Source organism: Mycobacterium venezuelense (assembly GCF_054919535.1).
The window spans coordinates 371,130-388,732 of record NZ_JBONDW010000002.1 but is presented as its reverse complement, the minus strand read 5'-3'; the positions used below and the strand labels follow the sequence as shown (position 1 = coordinate 388,732).

Here is a 17,603-nt window from a genome sequence, read left to right as displayed (position 1 = left end):
CATGTCGCACAAGCACTCTCGCGGTCCGCATGTCTCGCCGGCTTACACCGGACGGTTGGCCATGGCCCCGGTTCCGTCACTACGCCTGCCGGATGAAGCCATGGATCCGGCGGCGGCATACCGCTTCATCCATGACGAGCTGATGCTCGACGGCAGCTCGCGCCTGAACCTCGCGACCTTCGTCACCACGTGGATGGACCCCGAGGCCGAGAAGCTGATGGCCGAGACGTTCGACAAGAACATGATCGACAAGGACGAGTACCCCGCCACCGCCGCGATCGAGGCCAGGTGTGTGTCGATGGTCGCCGATCTGTTCCACGCCGAAGATCTGCGCGACGACGATCCCGCCAGCGCCGTCGGAGTGTCGACCATCGGGTCGAGTGAGGCCGTGATGCTGGCCGGGCTCGCGATGAAGTGGCGCTGGCGCGCCAAGGTGGGCGGCGAGAAGGGCGATGCGTGGAAGGGCCGCACGCCGAACCTCGTGATGGGCGCCAACGTTCAGGTGGTGTGGGAGAAGTTCTGCCGGTACTTCGACGTCGAGCCGCGGTATCTGCCGATGGCCGAGGGCCGCTACGTCATCACACCCGAACAGGTGCTCGAGGCGGTCGACGAGGACACGATCGGCGTCGTCGCGATACTCGGCACCACCTACACCGGCGAGCTGGAGCCGATTGCCGAAATCTGCGCAGCCCTGGACAAATCCGCTGATGACGGCGGCCATGACGTGCCCGTGCACGTCGATGCGGCCAGCGGCGGATTCGTCGTCCCCTTCATCCACCCCGATCTCGAGTGGGACTTCCGGCTCCCGCGGGTGGTGTCGATCAACGTCAGCGGCCACAAATACGGGCTGACCTATCCCGGCATCGGGTTCGTGGTGTGGCGCAACAAGGAACACCTGCCCGAAGACCTGGTCTTCCGGGTGAACTATCTCGGCGGTGACATGCCGACGTTCACACTGAACTTCTCGCGGCCGGGCAACCAGGTGGTGGGCCAGTACTACAACTTCCTGCGGCTCGGCCGGGCCGGATACACCCAGGTGATGCAGTGCCTGTCGCAGACCGCGCGGTGGCTGGGTGACGAACTGCGAGACAGCGAGCATTTCGAGCTGATCACCGACGGTTCGGCGATCCCCGTCGTCAGCTTCCGGCTCAAGGGCAACCCGGGCTACACCGAATTCGACGTGTCCCAGGCCCTGCGCGCCTACGGCTGGCAGGTACCGGCCTACACCATGCCCGAGGGCGCCACCGACGTCGTCGTACTGCGTGTGGTGGTGCGAGAAGGCTTCTCGGCGGATCTGGCCCGTGCGCTCAAGGACGACACCATCACGGTGCTCAAGCACCTCGACGAACTCAAGCCGGGTGGGCAGTTCGACGAGGTGCAGCCGTTCGCGCACTAGCCTGGGCGGCGTGCTGCTGTGGATCAACGGGCCGTTCGGTGTCGGCAAGACCCAGACGGCGTTCGAACTGCACCGCCGGCTGAGCGGCAGCGTCGTCTGCGATCCCGAATTCGTCGGGTACGGGCTGAACCGCACGATGCCGCGGCAGTTGCGGCGTGACTTCCAGGATCTGCCGGCGTGGCGGCAAGGCGTGTTCGAGGTACTCGACAGCACCCTGCGGCAGTACGACGGGCCGGTGATCGCGCCGATGACCGTCATCGAACCGCGCTACTTCGCCGAGACCGTGGGCCGCCTGCGCGACGTCGGCCACGACGTGTTCCATTTCGCGCTGCTGGCGAGGCGCGAGACGGTGTTGAACCGGTTGAGCGATCGTGGCCTCGGCTTCGGGGGACTGCTGCGCCACGCCGGCAAGCAGGACGCCATGCTCCGCCGGGAAGCATTCGCGGTCGAACGGCTGGACCGCGGCCTGCAGAATCTGACGCGCCCCGAGTTCGCCGACCAGATCTGGACCGACAACCTGGGGATACCCGAGGTGGCCGAGCGCATCGCGGGGATCGCCGGGGTGTCGTTGGCACCGAACACCGAGGGTGCGGTGCGGGCGCGGCTGCGTCGCGTCGCCGTCACTCTGCGCCACATCCGGCTCTGAGACCGAGCGCCGAACCGCCCTGCCACACCGCTCTGGGACAATGGGCGACGGTGATATGACGATGCAGACGACCGAACTCACGACCGCGCTCACGCCGCACGCATCGGCGCAGGCAGTCGTCGATCTTGGTGCCATCGAGCACAACGTGCGAGTCTTGCGCGAACACGCAGGCACCGCGCGGGTGATGGCGGTGGTCAAGGCCGATGGTTACGGCCACGGGGCCATGCAGGTCGCGCAGGCCGCGCTCGCCGCGGGAGCGGCCGAAATCGGCGTCGCGACCATCCCGGAGGCGCTGGCGCTGCGCAACGGCGGCCTTACGGCGCCGGTACTGGCCTGGCTGCACCCGCCTGGGACCGACTTCACCCCGGCCGTCGCGGCGGACGTCGAGGTGGCCCTGTCGTCGCTGCGGCAGCTGAACGAGCTCCTTGCGGCGGTTAAGCACACCGGCCGGACAGCGACGGTGACGGTGAAGGCCGACACCGGGCTGAGCCGCAACGGGGTCAGCGCGGCCGACTATCCGGCGATGCTGACCGGGCTGCGCCGTGCGCAGGCCGATGGTGCCATCCGGCTGCGTGGCCTGATGAGCCACCTTGTGCACGGCGACGACCCGGAGAACCCGTTCAACGATCTGCAGGGACAGCGCCTGACCGAGATGCGCGCATATGCCCGCGATCAGGGCGTGGCGTTCGAGGTCGCGCATCTGTGCAACTCGCCTGCCGCGATGACCCGGCCGGACCTGACGTACGACATGGTGCGACCGGGCATCGCCGTCTACGGCCTGAGCCCGATCCCCGAGCGCGGTGACATGGGATTGCGGCCCGCGATGACGCTGAAATGCCCGGTGGCCCTTGTGCGTTCGGTGCGGGCCGGCGACGGGGTCTCCTATGGGCATGTGTGGGTGGCCGATCGCGACACCACGCTCGCGTTGCTGCCGATCGGGTATGCCGACGGCGTCTACCGCTCGTTGAGCGGGCGGATCGACGTGCTGATCAACGGCAGGCGTCGCCGCGCGGTCGGGCGGATATGCATGGACCAGTTCGTCGTCGACCTCGGGCCGGACGCCGCCGATGTCACCGAGGGTGACGAGGCGATCCTGTTCGGTCCCGGCACCCAGGGGGAACCGACCGCGCAAGACTGGGCCGAGCTGCTCGACACCATTCATTACGAGGTCGTCACGAGCCCACGCGGCCGCGTCACCCGCACCTATCTGCCGGCAGGTCACAACCGTTGAGCGGCAACGCACGCTGGCTCGCGGGCGCGGCCGGGCTGACGGCTGTCGGCACGGTGGCAGGCGTGTCGGTCGCGCGCTCCCTCGCCCGCCGTGTCGGCCTCGAGGACCCGTACGCCGGTGAGGATTTCGAGCTGCTCGACGCGGACCGCAGTTCGGTGGTGACGACGTCGGACGGCGTGCCGCTCGCGGTGCGTGAGGTCGGGCCTGCCGATGCCCCGCTGACCGTCGTGTTCGCCCACGGGTTCTGTCTGCGCATGGGAGCCTTCCACTTTCAACGCGCCCGGCTGGCCGAGCAGTGGGGCCCGCAGGTCCGCATGGTGTTCTACGACCAGCGTGGCCACGGCCAGTCCGGTGAGGCGCCGCCGGACACGTACACCGTCGAGCAGCTGGGCCGCGACTTGGAAACCGTTCTGGCGGTAACCGTTCCGAAGGGTCCGGTCGTACTGGTCGGCCACTCGATGGGTGGCATGACCGTGCTGTCTCACGCCCGCCAGCACCCGCGGCGCTACGGGTCGCGGATCGTCGGTGCGGCACTCATCGCGTCGGCCGCCGAGGGCGTCAACCGGTCACCGCTCGGCGAGATTCTGCGCAATCCGGCCCTGGAGGCGGTACGGTTCGCCGCCCGGTACGCACCTGGGCTTGTGCACCGCACGCGGGGCGCCGCGCGATCGCTGATCGCCCCCATCCTGCAGGCGGCCTCGTTCGGCGACGAGAAGATCAGCCCGAGTGTGGTGGCGTTCTCCGGGCGGATGATGCACGACACCCCGATCACGACCCTGGTGGAGTTCCTGCATGCGCTCGAGGTGCACGACGAAACGGCTGCCCTGAAGGTCCTGGCCAGAATTCCCACGCTGATCGCCTGCGGTGACCGGGATCTGCTCACTCCGATGGAATACTCGAAGGCCATGGCAGAGCAGCTACCAAAGTCGGAGCTGGTGATCGTCGGGGGAGCCGGCCATCTGGTGCAGCTTGAGGAGCCCGAGGTGATCGACGACGCGCTCGTCCGTCTCGTCGAGCGGGCCACCCCGTCCAAACTGGTGACGCTCGCCCGGCGCGTGCGAGATCGGGTCCGGCCCAATGGCTGAGCGCACAGGCGGCAGCGCCGAACTGCCCACCGCCGAGGACACCATCGCGCTAGGGGCGAGCCTCGGCGATGGGCTGCAAGCCGGTGACGTGGTCGTGTTGTCCGGACCGCTTGGTGCGGGAAAAACGGTGCTGGCCAAGGGAATCGCCCAGGCGATGGACGTGGACGGGCCCGTCGTGTCACCGACATTCGTGCTGGCCCGGGTGCACCGCGCGCGGCAGGCCGGCCGCCCGGCCATGGTGCACGTCGACATGTACCGGCTGCTCGACCATCCCGGCGCCGACCTGCTCGGTGAACTCGACGCGCTCGACCTCGACACCGATCTCGACGACGCGGTGGTGGTCGTCGAATGGGGCGAAGGCCTGGCCGAGCGGCTCTCCGAACATCACCTCGACATCCGCATCGAACGCGATTCTGCGACCGACGTGCGCACCGCGATCTGGCAGTGGAGCACGCCATGACTCAGCTGATCCTGACCATCGACACAGCCACCCCGGCTGTCACCGCAGGCGTGGTCCGTCGGGCCGGCGACGGTTCGGTGACCGCACTCGCCGAGCGGGTGACCGTCGACGCCCGCGCACACGCCGAACAACTCACCCCCAATGTGCTCGGCGCGTTGTCCGACGCCGGGGTCAGTGTCGAGGACCTCGACGCGGTCGTCGTCGGCTGCGGGCCAGGACCATTCACCGGGCTGCGGGTCGGTATGGCAAGTGCGGCGGCTTTCGGTCACGCCCTTGGCGTCCCGGTGCACGGCGTGTGCAGTCTCGACGCGATCGGCGGGCGCACGACCGGCGACGTACTGGTGGTCACCGATGCGCGCCGCCGCGAGGTGTATTGGGCCCGTTACCGCGACGGCGTGCGCGTCGACGGTCCCGCGGTCAACTCGCCGGCCGACGTCCGTGCCGATGCGGCGGCAGTCGCCGGATCGCCCGAGCACACCGTGCTGTTCGAACTGCCCGTGCTGGAGGCGGTGTACCCGACGCCTGCCGGTTTGGTCGCAGCCGTGGCTGATTGGGGCGCGCCCGCGCCGCTGGTGCCGCTGTATCTTCGCCGGCCCGACGCCAAACCCTCGGCCGCGGTGCGGAAATGACGATCGTGTATGACGCGCTCACCCGCTCCGACGCCGACCGCTGCGCGGAGTTGGAGTCGCAGCTGTTCGCCGGTGACGATCCGTGGCCGGCGCGGGCGTTCCTGGCCGAGTTGGCCGCCAATCACACGCGCTACATCGCCGCGCGCAGTGACGGCAGGCTTGTCGGCTACGCCGGCATCGCGCGGCTGGGCCGGATGCGCCCGTACGAGTACGAGATCCATACCATCGGCGTCGACCCGGACTTCCAGGGCCAGGGAATCGGCCGCCGCCTGCTCGACGACATGCTCGAATTCGCTTCCGGAGGAACGGTTTTCCTCGAAGTCCGCACAGACAACGAACCGGCGATCAAACTGTACGAGAGCGCCGGATTCGTCAACATCGGCCTGCGCAAGCGGTACTACCGGGCCAGCGGAGCCGACGCCTACACCATGCAACGCCTGCCCCAGGAGGGCTCGACATGATCATCCTGGCCATCGAAAGCTCGTGTGACGAAACGGGAGTCGGCATCGCCGATCTCGCCGACGACGGCACGGTCAGCCTGCTTGCCGACGAGGTCGCCTCCAGCGTCGACGAACACGCCCGGTTCGGCGGCGTCGTGCCGGAGATCGCGTCCCGCGCCCATCTCGAAGCGCTCGGCCCCACCATGCGCCGCGCCCTCGACGCCGCGGGCATCGACAAACCCGACGTCGTCGCCGCGACCATCGGGCCGGGGCTCGCCGGTGCGCTGCTCGTAGGTGTGGCCGCGGCCAAGGCCTACGCCGCTGGCTGGAACGTGCCGTTCTATGCCGTCAACCACCTCGGCGGGCATCTGGCTGCCGACGTGTACGACCACGGCCAACTGCCGGAGAGCGTGGGCCTGCTGGTGTCGGGCGGGCACACGCATCTGTTGCATGTGCGGTCGCTGGGGGAGCCCATCGTCGAGTTGGGCAGCACGGTCGACGACGCGGCCGGGGAGGCCTACGACAAGGTGGCGCGGCTGCTCGGGCTCGGCTACCCGGGCGGCAAGGTCCTCGACGATCTGGCCCGCACGGGTGATCGCGATGCCATCGTGTTCCCGCGCGGGATGACCGGGCCGCGCGACGATCCGTACGCATTCAGCTTCTCGGGTCTCAAGACCGCCGTCGCACGGTATGTCGAGGCCAATCCCGATGCGGCGCAGGCCGATGTGGCGGCCGGCTTCCAGGAGGCGGTCGCCGATGTGCTCACCGCCAAGGCCGTCCGCGCCGCGACCGATCTCGGCGTCTCCACCCTGCTGATCGCCGGAGGCGTGGCGGCGAACTCGCGTCTGCGTCAGCTTGCCGAAGAGCGATGTGCGGCAGCAGGTTTGACACTGCGCGTCCCGAGGCCCCGGTTGTGCACCGACAACGGTGCGATGATCGCGTCGTTCGCCGCACACCTGATCGCCGCGGGCGCGAAGCCGTCGCCCCTGGACGCGGCCAGCGATCCGGGACTGCCGGTGGTCAAGGGCCAGGTGGCGTGAGATGACGATTGCGGACAAGCTGGCGATCACCGAGCTGCTGTATCGCTATGCCGAGCTGATCGATGCCGGCGACTTCGACGGCGTCGGCAAGCTGCTGAGCCGCGCCACGTTCGCCGGCACGGCGTCGCACTCGACGTCGGGGGAGCAGGCCATCGCGAAACTGTTCGCCGCGACCACCCGGCGCTATCCCGACCACGGGAACACCCCGCGGACCCGGCACCTCGTGCTGAATCCGATCGTCGATGTCGACGGTGCACAGGCACGGGCTCGCTCGACGTTCGTAGTGGTGCAGAACGCCGATACCGTGCCGCTACAGCCGATCGTGGTGGGCCGATACTTCGACGCGTTCACCCGCGACGAGCAGGGCTGGTTTTTCACCGAACGCAAGGTGGACGTCGAGATGGTCGGGGATGTATCGGCGCACCTCACGCTTGATCCGAGCGCGTTCGGCGGGTAATCACGGGCCAACCTTGAGTGCTAGCACTCGCATGTATAGAGTGCTAGGTGGCACGCGGCCAACCCCAGCGCCGGCACCCGCGACGACGGAGCGAGGGCACGGGCGCATGCCGAACACCTGGTAACCGGCATCTGGGAAACTCCCCGGATCCACACCCCAACAAGTGGAGGGCTCCATCGTGGCGAGCGTGAACATCAAGCCACTCGAGGACAAGATCCTCGTTCAGGCCAACGAGGCCGAGACCACGACCGCTTCCGGTCTGGTCATCCCCGACACCGCCAAGGAGAAGCCGCAGGAAGGCACCGTCGTCGCAGTTGGCCCCGGCCGCTGGGATGAGGACGGCGAGAAGCGGATCCCCCTGGACGTTGCTGAGGGCGACACCGTCATCTACAGCAAGTACGGCGGCACCGAGATCAAGTACAACGGCGAGGAGTACCTGATCCTGTCGGCCCGCGACGTGCTGGCTGTCGTCTCCAAGTAAAAGCACCCGTGTCCCGCCCCGGAGATCCCCGTGCCAACACGGGTGGTTTCCGGGGCGGTATGCGTATCAAGGAAAGACATCTATGAGCAAGCAGATTGAGTTCAACGAAACTGCGCGGCGTGCCATGGAGGCTGGTGTCGACAAGCTCGCCGACGCGGTCAAGGTGACCCTTGGCCCGCGCGGCCGGCACGTGGTGCTGGCCAAGGCCTTCGGCGGTCCGCAGATCACCAACGACGGTGTCACCATCGCCCGCGAGATCGATCTCGAGGATCCGTTCGAGAACCTCGGCGCGCAGCTGGTGAAGTCGGTGGCCACCAAGACCAACGACGTCGCCGGTGACGGCACCACCACCGCAACGGTGCTCGCACAGGCGCTCGTCAAGGCGGGCCTGCGCAACGTCGCTGCCGGTGCCAACCCGATCGCGCTCGGTTCGGGTATCAGCAAGGCCGCCGACGCGGTCAGCGAGGCACTGATCGCTGCCGCGACCCCGGTCTCGGACAAGACCGCCATCGCCCAGGTCGCCACGGTCTCCTCGCGTGACGAGCAGATCGGTGAACTGGTCGGCGAGGCCATGACCAAGGTCGGCCACGACGGCGTCGTGACGGTCGAGGAGTCCTCGACCCTCAACACCGAGCTGGAGATCACCGAGGGCGTCGGCTTCGACAAGGGCTTCCTGTCGGCCTACTTCGTCACCGACTTCGATTCGCAGGAAGCGGTGCTCGAAGACGCGCTGGTGCTGCTGCACCGCGACAAGATCAGCTCGCTGCCCGACGTGCTGCCGCTGCTGGAGAAGGTGGCCGAGTCCGGCAAGCCGCTGCTGATCATCGCCGAGGACGTCGAGGGCGAAGCGCTCTCGACCCTGGTGGTCAACTCCATCCGCAAGACGCTCAAGGCCGTCGCCGTCAAGGCGCCGTTCTTCGGTGACCGCCGCAAGGCGTTCCTCGAAGACCTCGCCGTCGTGACCGGCGGTCAGGTCGTCAACCCCGACGTCGGCTTGCTGCTGCGTGAGGTCGGCCTCGACGTGCTGGGCTCGGCCCGCCGCGTGGTGGTCACCAAGGACAGCACCGTGATCGTCGACGGCGGCGGCTCCGCCGATGCCGTCACCGATCGCGTCAAGCAGCTGAAGTCCGAGATCGAGACCACCGACTCCGACTGGGATCGCGAGAAGCTGCAGGAGCGGCTGGCGAAGCTCGCCGGCGGCGTTGCGGTGATCAAGGTCGGTGCCGCCACCGAGACCGATCTCAAGAAGCGCAAGGAAGCGGTCGAGGATGCGGTCGCGGCGGCCAAGGCCGCTGTCGAGGAGGGCATCGTCACCGGCGGCGGCGCCGCGCTCGTGCAGGCTCGTGCGGGGCTCGACAAGCTGCGCGGTGAGCTCTCGGGCGACGAGGCGCTGGGCGTCGGGGTGTTCGCCTCGGCACTCTCGGCTCCGCTGTACTGGATCGCCACGAACGCCGGGCTCGACGGTTCGGTCGTGGTGAACAAGGTCAGCGAGCTGCCCGATGGGCAGGGCTTCAACGCCGCGACGCTGGAATTCGGTGACCTGGTCGCCGCAGGCATCGTCGACCCGGCCAAGGTGACCCGCTCCGCGGTCCTCAACGCCGCGTCGGTCGCCCGCATGGTTCTCACCACCGAGACGGCTGTCGTCGACAAGCCGGCCGAAGAAGAGGATCACGGCCACGGCCATCACGGCCACGCGCACTAGGTTCCGCTGACGAGACACCCCCGGTCCGATTGGGCCGGGGGTGTTTTCGTGAAATAGCGGTGGGGCTCCCGTATGTTGGCCGCGTGAGCGAGGACGAGCCGATCAGCGACGCCGAACTCAGCGCAATGCTTGACCGCGCGGACTCGGCGAGCAAAGCACCCTGGGAAGCGTTCATCGAAGGTCCCGGTGACAGCTTCTCGAGCTTCATCCGTGTCGGCGGTTTCGACGACGATGAAGAGGACATGTACGTATCTCGTGACAAGGCCGCCGCGAGCGATGCCGACCTCAACTTCATCGCAGCGGCGCGACAGGATGTGCCTCGGCTGGTCGCTGAGATCAGGCGGTTGCGTCACGAACTGGCACAAGCAACGGGCGGCGCGTAGATGCCGTTGCGTCTCCGTCAGCTCTAGATGCCTGCTCGGCCGCTTTTCGGCCACCGGCGTTCATGTTCGAGGAACCACTCAGCGGCGAGCCGCGCAAGTTCGGCGCCTGATCGGTTCGCAGCAGACAGACAGATGCCGTCAGGGCCAGCGACGTCGACGCCGGCTGCTTCAGCCCGCATCCCGTCATCGCCGTTCAGACACCTCGGGCTCCAGCCACCGCGGAGGCCCGCAGTATCGACGTCCAGCCGCAGGGTGTCGACGATCCAAGGCCCTTCACAGAAGTCGCGCGATACGCACAGCCACGGAGTGCAGTCGTCGTCCTCGCGTAGCCAATAGTCCAATCCGGGAACCAACGCTTCGAGCTCCGTTTCGAACTCCAGTTCCGACGGAGTCGAATCCCTGCTGCACATGCCGTCATAGTCGATGCCTTCGCTCTTGCTCGCAACTCAGTTGTTGACGGGGGATCGCCGAGCGTGGGCCCTATGCACAGCATCGGCTCGAAAACCGTGCATAGGGCTCACGGTGGCGGTGTTCTGCTCCTGGCGTTTTCGGCGTGCCCAACTCACTCAAGGATGAGATCGGCTGCGCGCCAAGCCATCGCCATCGCCGGACCGTTGAGGTTGCCCGACACCATCGTGGGCATCACTGAGCAATCGACGACTCGTAGATTGTCAACTCCGCGTACGCGCAGTGCGGAGTCCACGACGTCATCGTCCGCGGGGCCCATCGCACAAGTTCCGACGGCGTGGTAGCCGCAATAGCCCTCGTCGAGCGCGGCATCGAGGATGGCCTGGTCGGTGACGACTGCGGGGCCCGGCCGGGTTTCGGCGACGAGGTGGTCAGCGATAGGTGGCTGTGTGAACAACTGGCGCATGGTGCGGAACAGCGCCGCGCCCGTCGTGCGGTCATGCGCGGTGGCGAAGAAGCACGGGTCGATGTCCAACGGCGCGCCCGGATCGGAGGATGTGATGGCGACCGATCCTTTGCTATCAGGACGCAGGATGTACCCGATGGCCTGAATCCCGGGCTCACGCTCGACCGTTGGTGCTTTCCCCGGCTGAAGTGGCGCCAAAGAGAATGGGGCCATGAGTATTTGGGCATCTGGGCGCGCGAGTTCGGGTGAGGTCTTGAAGAATGCGGCGACGTCAAATGCGGCACCCGCGAGTGGACCGCGCTTGGTCGCCAGGTATTTGGCGGTGGTAATCGCCTGACGCAGCGGCGTGCTGAGATCCCGGTTGTAACCGATGGGCCGGTCGAGCCGGAACTGGATGGCAAAGCAACGGTGTTCGCGCATGCGGCGTCCGACGTTGGGGCTGTCGGCGATCGTGTCGATACCAAGGCTTCGGAGCGACGAACGATCGCCCACACCGGACAATTGCAGTAGTTTCGGCGTCGAGATGCTGCCGAGGGACAGGATGACTTCACGCCGGGCGGTGTAGCTGACCGTGGTACCCCGCGACGTGACGCCATCCACGCCGATCGCCCTGTGCCCTTCGAACAGCACGCGATTGACGGTGGTGTCGGTGGCGACGACGAGGTTCGCGCGGTGGGTGACCGGGTGGAGAAACGCGTGCGCGGCGCTGACCCGACGACCGTTCTTGATGGTTCGGGGTGCGGGGCCGATCCGTTCGGCGTCGCTGGTGTTGATGTCGTCGGTTGATGACCAGCCTAGATTCGTGCCTGCGGAAACGACGTCATCGCAGATTTGCGGCCGGTGGGTGTCGATCGAAATGCCCAGTGGCCCTTCCGATCCGCGCATCGGTCCGGCACCGAGCTCGTGATTCTCCATGGCGCGGAAGATGGGGAGGATGTCACTCCAGCCCCAGCCGGGATTGCCCAGTGCCGCGATCGCGTCGTAGTCGGCGGCGCTGCCACGGTTGTAAACCATTCCGTTCACGGAACTCGATCCGCCCAGGGTCTTTCCGCGCACCCAGTGTTCGGCGACCCGGGAAGGGCCGATAGGCCGGACCGGGTACTGCCACGTGATCTTTGGGTTTCCCAGTATTTTGCCGACTCCTTTGGGAGTCGCGATCATCGGGCTTCGGTCCCGTCCGCCTGCCTCGATCAGAAGGACGCTGGTCCGGGGATGTTCGGAGAGTCGGTTGGCGAGAACGCAGCCCGCCGAACCGGCACCGACGATGATGTAGTCGAAAGCTGTCATAAGGCACGCATTTCGTGGGGGTACTTCGGGCCCACGTTGGCGCAGCATCGAAGCGTTGTCAATGCGTGGCCGCGCGTTGGCCGACTGTGGGGGCTGTGCACGCAAACCGGCTGAAAACCGTGCATAAGGCGCACGCTCGAGGCAACGGCATTCGAAAATATGTTCGAGTAATATCGACGGGTGCGCACGACCGAACCGGCGCCGCCGCGCTGTCCGAACGGTCATCGGCTGGGCCCCAACGAGGTGTTGGTCGGCTGGTTCCCGTGCCTGTGCACGCCCGGCCATGGCGGCCACCGCACGTATTACTGCCGCGCCTGCGGCGCTGAGATCTGGCGCCCGCCGTGCCGGCGTCCCTAGTGCGCAACGGCGGTGAACGAACGAACGCCACCCATCGTTGATCTTGAAATGCACGGTGTAGTTGTCATGTCGGCCGGGCGCCACCGGCGTGCACAGGATCGGTCCGATCACCGGGCGCGAGGGTGGTGAGGTGCGCGACCTTGCCGCCATCCAATCGTCGTTGCGGCGGTTGGCGACGTTGATTGCGCAGGGCGTACATCCCGATGTCGTGTTCAGCGCGGTCACGAGGGAAGTCCTTCATCACTTCGGCCGCGGTACGGCACGGCTCATCAGGTACGAACTCGACGGTTCTGCAACGGTTTTGGCAAACGAGGGGACTGCGGGGCCGCACGTGCGGGTCGGTGAGCGCTGGGAGGGTTATCCGCCGACCGGGCTCACCGAAGTCGTGCGGACGACCGGTCGGCCCGCACGTGTCGACGACTACCGGCATGTGCCCGGCGGCGAACCGTATGTCCGAGAGGGCCTGCTGTCTGCGGTGGGCATGCCCATCCATGTTCATGGCCGACTCTGGGGCATGATCGCCGTCGGCTCCGGCGCCGGCCCGCTGCCGGGCGACACCGAGCAGCGAATGAGTGAATTCACCGATCTCGTCGCGACCGCGGTGGCCAGCGCGCAGAGCCGTGCTGAACTCGAGTTTCTGCGCCACCGGATGGCGACCACGTCATATGAGGTGAGCCGACGCATCGAGCGCGACCTGCATGACGGTGTGCAGCAGCGCCTCGTCGCATTGGTGTTGAGACTCCGGACGGCGTCGGAAACGGGATCGACCGAGCAACTGCGCGAGGAAGCGGCTGCGGCTGCCATCGAGTTGACCGATGTGATGAACGATCTACGCGAGATTTCGCGCGGCGTCCATCCGGCGACACTGTCGCTGGGCGGGCTACCCTCGGCGCTTCGTGACCTTGGTCGTCGTTCGGTCGTCCCGGTCGACGTCGACGTACGGATACCGCGACGACTCGCCGAGGAGGTGGAGGTGGCCGTGTACTACACGGTGGCCGAGATGCTGACGAACGCCGCGAAACATGCCCAGGCTTCCGAGATGTGGGTGAGTGCCGAGACCGGGCAACGCGTGTTGCGGCTGCGCGTTCGGGACGATGGGGTGGGTGGGGCCGATCCGATGCGCGGAACCGGGCTCAGGGGACTACGGGATCGCATCGAGGCGCTGGGCGGTACCTTTGAGCTCGACAGTCGGCCAGGGCGCGGGACGATGCTCAGTTGTGAGATTCCCACGGCCGCGGCGCGCTAGCTGAACGGGCCGCACTAGCAATAAGGCCCCCATTCGACGGTGGAATAGGGGTCTTATCGCATTTGCTGGCCGGCTCAGGCGCTGCGACGAATGCCGCGTTTGAGCAGTAGCTCGCGCTCGGATTCGGACAGCCCGCCCCAGATGCCGTAGGGCTCACCGACGGCCAGTGCGTGCGACCGGCATTGGGCGATCACGGGGCAGCTGCGGCACATCTCCTTGGCGCGCATCTCGCGCTGAGCTCGGGCGCGTCCGCGCTCACCGTCGGGGTGGAAGAACATTGACGAGTCGACGCCACGGCAAAGGCCCTGCATCTGCCAATCCCAGATGTCCGCATTGGGTCCGGGTAGCTGCTGCGGCTGCGGCATTAGGAAAACCCCTCTCTGCGCGCCCAATTCGCTGTTGCGGAGTGGGCGTGAGTCGGTGGAACCGAACTGAGCACGTGTCGCCGATGACCTCTCGTGCACACAAACTAGGGGCGCTCAATAATTCCCGTCAATAGCCTGAACGTGTGCTCAATGACATAACCGCAGGTCGAGAATTTACATCACGTTCATCGTTGTGATGCGCTGGCCGCGACAACCGTGTTAGGGCGTGAGGAGAGGTTAACCTGTTTCCGCTGTTCGTGCTGGTCGAGCAGTCGAAAAGATTTCCTAGCGCCCGGTAGATAGTTGACTTGGCATTAACATGAGGGCCATCAATTGTTAACTAATGCTGATCGCGGAATGTTAAATACCTGTATCCGGCGGTACCCGGTTCCCGCGGACCCACATTTGATGGCCTATTGATAGCGTCGCCCATCGATGACCGCAACAGGAGAAGCCGCCGCGGTGCTGGCTAACGTCGCGTTCGGCGACGACCCGGGATGCTGGCCGTTGCCCAGTGCGACATCGCCGAAGGAGAGGTGGCTGCGCGCGGTCGCCGCTGGGGGACAAGGTCGCTACGGATGCGCGCTCGCTGAACTGGCCGAGCTCAGCCGAACGGCGTCGGGTTCGTTGCTGTCGCTGGCGCACAGCACCCGCGCGTCGTTTTTGCGCCAGACCGGATGGCATACGCGCGCCCGTGGCGCCGACGGGATGGCATGGGCACACTGCGGCGGTGACGTGGAGGCCGCATCGGATGCGCTCGTCGGGTTGGCTGCCGATGCGCTCGGCGTCGGCAGATTCGGGGTTTCGGCCCGGCTTCTGGAGCGCGCACATCTGATCGACGGCGGCGAGCGGTCGCGGACGGCCGTACGGCTCGAGTGGGTCAGCGCGGAGCTCGCGATGGCTCGCGGCGACGGCGACACCGCCGTCGGCCATGCCGAGCGCGGGGTCGCCGCGGCGGCCATCTATGGCTCGACGCGCCACGCGATCAAATCTGATGTGGTGCTCGCGGCCGCGTTGTGCACGGCCGGTCGGCTCGACGCCGCGCGTGCGGTGGCCGACGCGGCGCTGCTCAGCGCCGACAAGTCCGGAATGATCCCGCTGCGGTGGGCGTTGGCCTGTCTGCTCGCCGGCATCGGCAGCACCGCGTACACGGCCGCGCAAGTCTGCGATATCCGCGACGTCAGCGCAGATACAGTGCGTCGCAGAGGAGGAGTGTGGTCCGGGCACTGACCCATATTGAGCCGGGCCACCCGTAGCCGATCGTTATTGTTTAGCTGAACCAACCGACCCACGGGTGTCGGTGCTACGTAACGCTGGAGATATCGCCCACGATGACAAGTTCGGGAGACCGTCTCGACGCTGTCGTTGCTGAGGCAGTGGCTGGCGATCGGAACGCGCTCCGGGAAGTGCTGGAGATCATTCGGCCGATCATCGTCAGGTATGTCCGGGCGAGGGTCGGGTCAACCGAGCGAAGTGGTCTCTCAGCAGATGACGTTGCGCAGGAGGTTTGCTTGGCCGCCATAACGGCGCTGCCGCGATACAAAGATCAGGGACGCCCGTTCCTGGCCTTTGTGTATGGCATCGCTGCGCACAAGGTCGCCGACGCGCATCGCGCGGCGGCCAGGAACCGCGCCGAGCCCACAGACGTGGTGCCCGAGCGGTTCTCGCTTGACGCGGGCCCCGAGCAATCCGCGCTCGACTCCGAATCGTCGGCACGCATGGCGAAGCTGCTGTCGGTGCTGCCGGAGAAGCAGCGCGAGATCCTGATCCTGCGCGTCGTGGTGGGCATGAGCGCCGAGGAGACCGCCGAGGCCGTCGGCAGCACTGCTGGTGCGGTGCGGGTGGCCCAACACCGGGCGCTGGCGCGGCTCAAGACGGAGATCATGGCGACGGGGCGTGACCATGCCTGACTTCGGACGCTGGACTTCCAACGGCGGTGATCCGTCACTCAACGAGATCAACCGCACCGACCGGTTCATCGAAGCGCTCTCACTCGAGCGGCCGGTCTACTCGACCGACCCCGAAGAGGCTGAACTGGCCTATCTGCTGGCCGGCTGGCGAGACGAGGCGCGGCAAAAACCCATGACCGGCATCGTCGCCCCGCGCGACGCTGTCGCCGCGCTCAACCGGGCGACTTCGCGTAACCGCACCCGCGCGCCGTTGGCGCTCGTCGGTTCGGTCGCGGCCGCGATGCTGTGCCTGGGCGGCTTCGGCGCGGCGGTCTACGGCGCGGGCCCGGGAGACGCCCTGTACGGCATGCGCAGCGCATTGTTCGGCGAGCAGGTTCGGCGCGACGTTCAAGTGGAGCTCGCTTCGAGCGAACTGCAGCAGGTGCAGCAGCTGATCGATCAGGGCCAGTGGCAGGAGGCCCAGCAGAAACTGCAGACGCTGACGACCACGGTCGCAACCGTCGGTGACGCCGAGCAGAAGCAGGAACTCGTCACCCAGTGGCAGGAGCTGTCGGTCAAGGTGGAAAGCCGCGATCCGAACGCGACCGTTCCGCCGGACGCGCCGCCGCCGGTGCTGCCCGAGGTGACTGTGACGACCACGCCGGGCACGGCCCCGTCCGAGTCGACGAGCCCGACGAGTTCGCCTTCGGAAACCTCGTCGCCGGGGGAGTCGACGACGCCGTCGTCGGAACCGACCAGCCCGACCACGTCGACGACCGCGCCGTCGACGGAGACGTCATCGCCGACGAACACGAGTGAGCCATCGACGCCGCCGTCGTCGCCGACCGTCACGCCGTCGAGCCCGGCGGTCGAATTGCCGCCGACCTCACAAACCACTGTGGTGACCACGCCGGCGCCCAGCACTGTCACCACGGTTCCCGCACCGGCCGTCACGACGGAGCCGGAACCCACCGTCGAGCCGACGAGCGCGCCGTCGTTGCCGCCGGTTACCCGCACCACGACGACCACGTTGCCCCAGGTGGCGATCCCGCCTGCGGAAGAACCCGAACCTGCGCAGGGCGGGGCCGCCGACGACAATCAGAACGAGCAATCCGCGCCGATGATCGAATTGCCCCTGCTACCGGGGATGGGCGGGCACGGAAACGGGAACGGTCAGCGGTAGCCGTCGGAATCCGACGTGGCCTCGTTGAGTGAGGCGTCGGCATAACCCCGGCAGTAGTCCCACGTCACATACGCGTCGGGCTCGGGGTCGTAGGCGGGTTCGTGCGGGCGCACGGTTCCGTCGACCAACAGCTGCAGCAGGTTGGCGCGCAGCATGTCCCAATCGTGGTAGTGGTCCTGCTGGCATTCGTCGCAGCACACCACCAGACCGCGAATCCCCTTGTGCGCCAACAACGCCTCATACACCGCGAGGTCGGCGAGGTCAGCCTCGACAGCCGTCCGCTCCTGAGGGTCCAGTGGCTGGCCCGGCTCGATCGCGTCGAGCGCAGCCGAAGGGTCACACGGATCGTCGGCGAAGGGATCGGGTGGCAAACCAGGTGGAAGGTGGTCACGCACGTGTTCCACACTACGCAGCCCCACAGGTATCGCGCCAGCCGTCCCGATGTGCAACGA

At 67.1% G+C, this 17,603-nt stretch carries 20 protein-coding genes; 16 read left to right on the top strand and 4 right to left on the bottom strand.

The genetic code is table 11. The features are described from left to right. The first annotated feature begins 1 nt into the window (after position 1). The 12 genes from ACRCUN_RS04585 (at position 2) to ACRCUN_RS04530 (ending at position 9,950) form a co-directional block, all read left to right on the top strand. Complete coding sequence (locus ACRCUN_RS04585) at positions 2-1,396, top strand: glutamate decarboxylase (protein WP_462140466.1); 1,395 nt, start codon at positions 2-4, stop codon at positions 1,394-1,396. Between the two features lie 10 nt (positions 1,397-1,406). Continuing rightward, complete coding sequence (locus tag ACRCUN_RS04580) at positions 1,407-2,042, top strand: AAA family ATPase (protein WP_462140465.1); 636 nt, start codon at positions 1,407-1,409, stop codon at positions 2,040-2,042. A gap of 61 nt (positions 2,043-2,103) precedes the next feature. Further along, entirely contained in the window at positions 2,104-3,273 is a 1,170-nt protein-coding gene (gene alr, locus ACRCUN_RS04575) for an alanine racemase (RefSeq protein ID WP_462140587.1), read from the top strand. Continuing rightward, the gene (locus ACRCUN_RS04570) at positions 3,270-4,358 is read left to right on the top strand and encodes an alpha/beta fold hydrolase (RefSeq protein ID WP_462140464.1); all 1,089 of its coding nucleotides are present in this window, start codon (positions 3,270-3,272) and stop codon (positions 4,356-4,358) included. The genes alr and ACRCUN_RS04570 overlap by 4 nt, the downstream gene beginning before the upstream one ends. Then, complete coding sequence (tsaE, locus tag ACRCUN_RS04565) at positions 4,351-4,818, top strand: tRNA (adenosine(37)-N6)-threonylcarbamoyltransferase complex ATPase subunit type 1 TsaE (protein WP_462140463.1); 468 nt, start codon at positions 4,351-4,353, stop codon at positions 4,816-4,818. The genes ACRCUN_RS04570 and tsaE overlap by 8 nt, the downstream gene beginning before the upstream one ends. Next, positions 4,815-5,447 carry a tRNA (adenosine(37)-N6)-threonylcarbamoyltransferase complex dimerization subunit type 1 TsaB gene (gene tsaB / locus ACRCUN_RS04560; RefSeq protein ID WP_462140462.1) on the top strand — a complete coding sequence of 211 codons (633 nt, stop codon included), beginning with the start codon at positions 4,815-4,817 and terminating at the stop codon, positions 5,445-5,447. Before tsaE ends, tsaB begins: the two co-directional genes overlap by 4 nt. Then, positions 5,444-5,908 (top strand): ribosomal protein S18-alanine N-acetyltransferase, encoded by a 465-nt coding sequence (rimI, locus tag ACRCUN_RS04555; protein ID WP_462140461.1) that lies wholly within the window; start codon positions 5,444-5,446, stop codon positions 5,906-5,908. The genes tsaB and rimI overlap by 4 nt, the downstream gene beginning before the upstream one ends. Further along, on the top strand, positions 5,905-6,927 hold the full coding sequence (tsaD, locus tag ACRCUN_RS04550) for a tRNA (adenosine(37)-N6)-threonylcarbamoyltransferase complex transferase subunit TsaD (RefSeq protein ID WP_462140460.1): 1,023 nt from the start codon (positions 5,905-5,907) through the stop codon (positions 6,925-6,927). The genes rimI and tsaD overlap by 4 nt, the downstream gene beginning before the upstream one ends. A gap of 1 nt (position 6,928) precedes the next feature. Continuing rightward, positions 6,929-7,384, top strand: a complete 456-nt coding sequence (locus ACRCUN_RS04545) for a nuclear transport factor 2 family protein (RefSeq protein ID WP_462140459.1) — start codon at positions 6,929-6,931, stop codon at positions 7,382-7,384. Between the two features lie 178 nt (positions 7,385-7,562). Beyond that, entirely contained in the window at positions 7,563-7,865 is a 303-nt protein-coding gene (gene groES / locus ACRCUN_RS04540; RefSeq protein WP_003892970.1) for a co-chaperone GroES, read from the top strand. 82 nt (positions 7,866-7,947) lie between these two features. Then, positions 7,948-9,567, top strand: a complete 1,620-nt coding sequence (gene groL / locus ACRCUN_RS04535) for a chaperonin GroEL (RefSeq protein WP_462140458.1) — start codon at positions 7,948-7,950, stop codon at positions 9,565-9,567. Between the two features lie 83 nt (positions 9,568-9,650). Beyond that, the gene (locus ACRCUN_RS04530) at positions 9,651-9,950 is read left to right on the top strand and encodes a hypothetical protein (RefSeq protein ID WP_462140457.1); all 300 of its coding nucleotides are present in this window, start codon (positions 9,651-9,653) and stop codon (positions 9,948-9,950) included. A 23-nt stretch (positions 9,951-9,973) separates the two neighbouring features. On the opposite strand, the gene ACRCUN_RS04525 is transcribed toward ACRCUN_RS04530, so the two are convergent. Both ACRCUN_RS04525 and ACRCUN_RS04520 read right to left on the bottom strand, forming a co-directional pair. Beyond that, entirely contained in the window at positions 9,974-10,360 is a 387-nt protein-coding gene (locus ACRCUN_RS04525; protein WP_462140456.1) for a hypothetical protein, read from the bottom strand. Between the two features lie 152 nt (positions 10,361-10,512). Further along, the gene (locus ACRCUN_RS04520; RefSeq protein WP_462140455.1) at positions 10,513-12,111 is read right to left on the bottom strand and encodes a GMC family oxidoreductase; all 1,599 of its coding nucleotides are present in this window, start codon (positions 12,109-12,111) and stop codon (positions 10,513-10,515) included. 445 nt (positions 12,112-12,556) lie between these two features. Here ACRCUN_RS04520 and ACRCUN_RS04515 point away from each other — a divergent pair, with 445 nt between their 5' ends. Then, a complete protein-coding gene (locus ACRCUN_RS04515; protein ID WP_462140454.1) occupies positions 12,557-13,714 on the top strand; it encodes a GAF domain-containing sensor histidine kinase in 1,158 nt (385 codons plus the stop codon). A 74-nt stretch (positions 13,715-13,788) separates the two neighbouring features. Here the strand turns inward: ACRCUN_RS04515 and ACRCUN_RS04510 are convergent, their stop codons facing one another. Continuing rightward, positions 13,789-14,079 carry a WhiB family transcriptional regulator gene (locus ACRCUN_RS04510; RefSeq protein ID WP_067843608.1) on the bottom strand — a complete coding sequence of 97 codons (291 nt, stop codon included), beginning with the start codon at positions 14,077-14,079 and terminating at the stop codon, positions 13,789-13,791. A gap of 435 nt (positions 14,080-14,514) precedes the next feature. On the opposite strand from ACRCUN_RS04510, the gene ACRCUN_RS04505 reads away from it, so the two are divergent. The 3 genes from ACRCUN_RS04505 (at position 14,515) to ACRCUN_RS04495 (ending at position 17,151) form a co-directional block, all read left to right on the top strand. Continuing rightward, positions 14,515-15,309, top strand: a complete 795-nt coding sequence (locus tag ACRCUN_RS04505) for a hypothetical protein (RefSeq protein WP_462140453.1) — start codon at positions 14,515-14,517, stop codon at positions 15,307-15,309. Positions 15,310-15,410: 101 nt separating this feature from the next. Further along, positions 15,411-15,989 (top strand): sigma-70 family RNA polymerase sigma factor, encoded by a 579-nt coding sequence (locus ACRCUN_RS04500; protein WP_067842651.1) that lies wholly within the window; start codon positions 15,411-15,413, stop codon positions 15,987-15,989. Beyond that, on the top strand, positions 15,982-17,151 hold the full coding sequence (locus tag ACRCUN_RS04495; protein ID WP_462140452.1) for an anti-sigma-D factor RsdA: 1,170 nt from the start codon (positions 15,982-15,984) through the stop codon (positions 17,149-17,151). The genes ACRCUN_RS04500 and ACRCUN_RS04495 overlap by 8 nt, the downstream gene beginning before the upstream one ends. Here the strand turns inward: ACRCUN_RS04495 and ACRCUN_RS04490 are convergent. Next, complete coding sequence (locus ACRCUN_RS04490; RefSeq protein ID WP_067843610.1) at positions 17,142-17,546, bottom strand: DUF5319 domain-containing protein; 405 nt, start codon at positions 17,544-17,546, stop codon at positions 17,142-17,144. The genes ACRCUN_RS04495 and ACRCUN_RS04490 overlap by 10 nt on opposite strands. Positions 17,547-17,603 lie beyond the last annotated feature (57 nt).

Excerpts from the sequence above, each read along its gene's own strand:
- ACRCUN_RS04585 (WP_462140466.1), top strand. The coding sequence starts at position 2 with ATGTCGCACAAGCACTCTCGCGGTCCGCATGTCTCGCCGGCTTACACC.
- alr (WP_462140587.1), top strand. The coding sequence starts at position 2,104 with ATGCAGACGACCGAACTCACGACCGCGCTCACGCCGCACGCATCGGCG.
- tsaE (WP_462140463.1), top strand. The coding sequence starts at position 4,351 with ATGGCTGAGCGCACAGGCGGCAGCGCCGAACTGCCCACCGCCGAGGAC.
- tsaB (WP_462140462.1), top strand. The coding sequence starts at position 4,815 with ATGACTCAGCTGATCCTGACCATCGACACAGCCACCCCGGCTGTCACC.
- rimI (WP_462140461.1), top strand. The coding sequence starts at position 5,444 with ATGACGATCGTGTATGACGCGCTCACCCGCTCCGACGCCGACCGCTGC.
- tsaD (WP_462140460.1), top strand. The coding sequence starts at position 5,905 with ATGATCATCCTGGCCATCGAAAGCTCGTGTGACGAAACGGGAGTCGGC.
- ACRCUN_RS04545 (WP_462140459.1), top strand. The coding sequence starts at position 6,929 with ATGACGATTGCGGACAAGCTGGCGATCACCGAGCTGCTGTATCGCTAT.
- groL (WP_462140458.1), top strand. The coding sequence starts at position 7,948 with ATGAGCAAGCAGATTGAGTTCAACGAAACTGCGCGGCGTGCCATGGAG.
- ACRCUN_RS04525 (WP_462140456.1), bottom strand. The coding sequence starts at position 10,360 with ATGTGCAGCAGGGATTCGACTCCGTCGGAACTGGAGTTCGAAACGGAG.
- ACRCUN_RS04520 (WP_462140455.1), bottom strand. The coding sequence starts at position 12,111 with ATGACAGCTTTCGACTACATCATCGTCGGTGCCGGTTCGGCGGGCTGC.
- ACRCUN_RS04510 (WP_067843608.1), bottom strand. The coding sequence starts at position 14,079 with ATGCCGCAGCCGCAGCAGCTACCCGGACCCAATGCGGACATCTGGGAT.
- ACRCUN_RS04505 (WP_462140453.1), top strand. The coding sequence starts at position 14,515 with ATGACCGCAACAGGAGAAGCCGCCGCGGTGCTGGCTAACGTCGCGTTC.
- ACRCUN_RS04500 (WP_067842651.1), top strand. The coding sequence starts at position 15,411 with ATGACAAGTTCGGGAGACCGTCTCGACGCTGTCGTTGCTGAGGCAGTG.
- ACRCUN_RS04495 (WP_462140452.1), top strand. The coding sequence starts at position 15,982 with ATGCCTGACTTCGGACGCTGGACTTCCAACGGCGGTGATCCGTCACTC.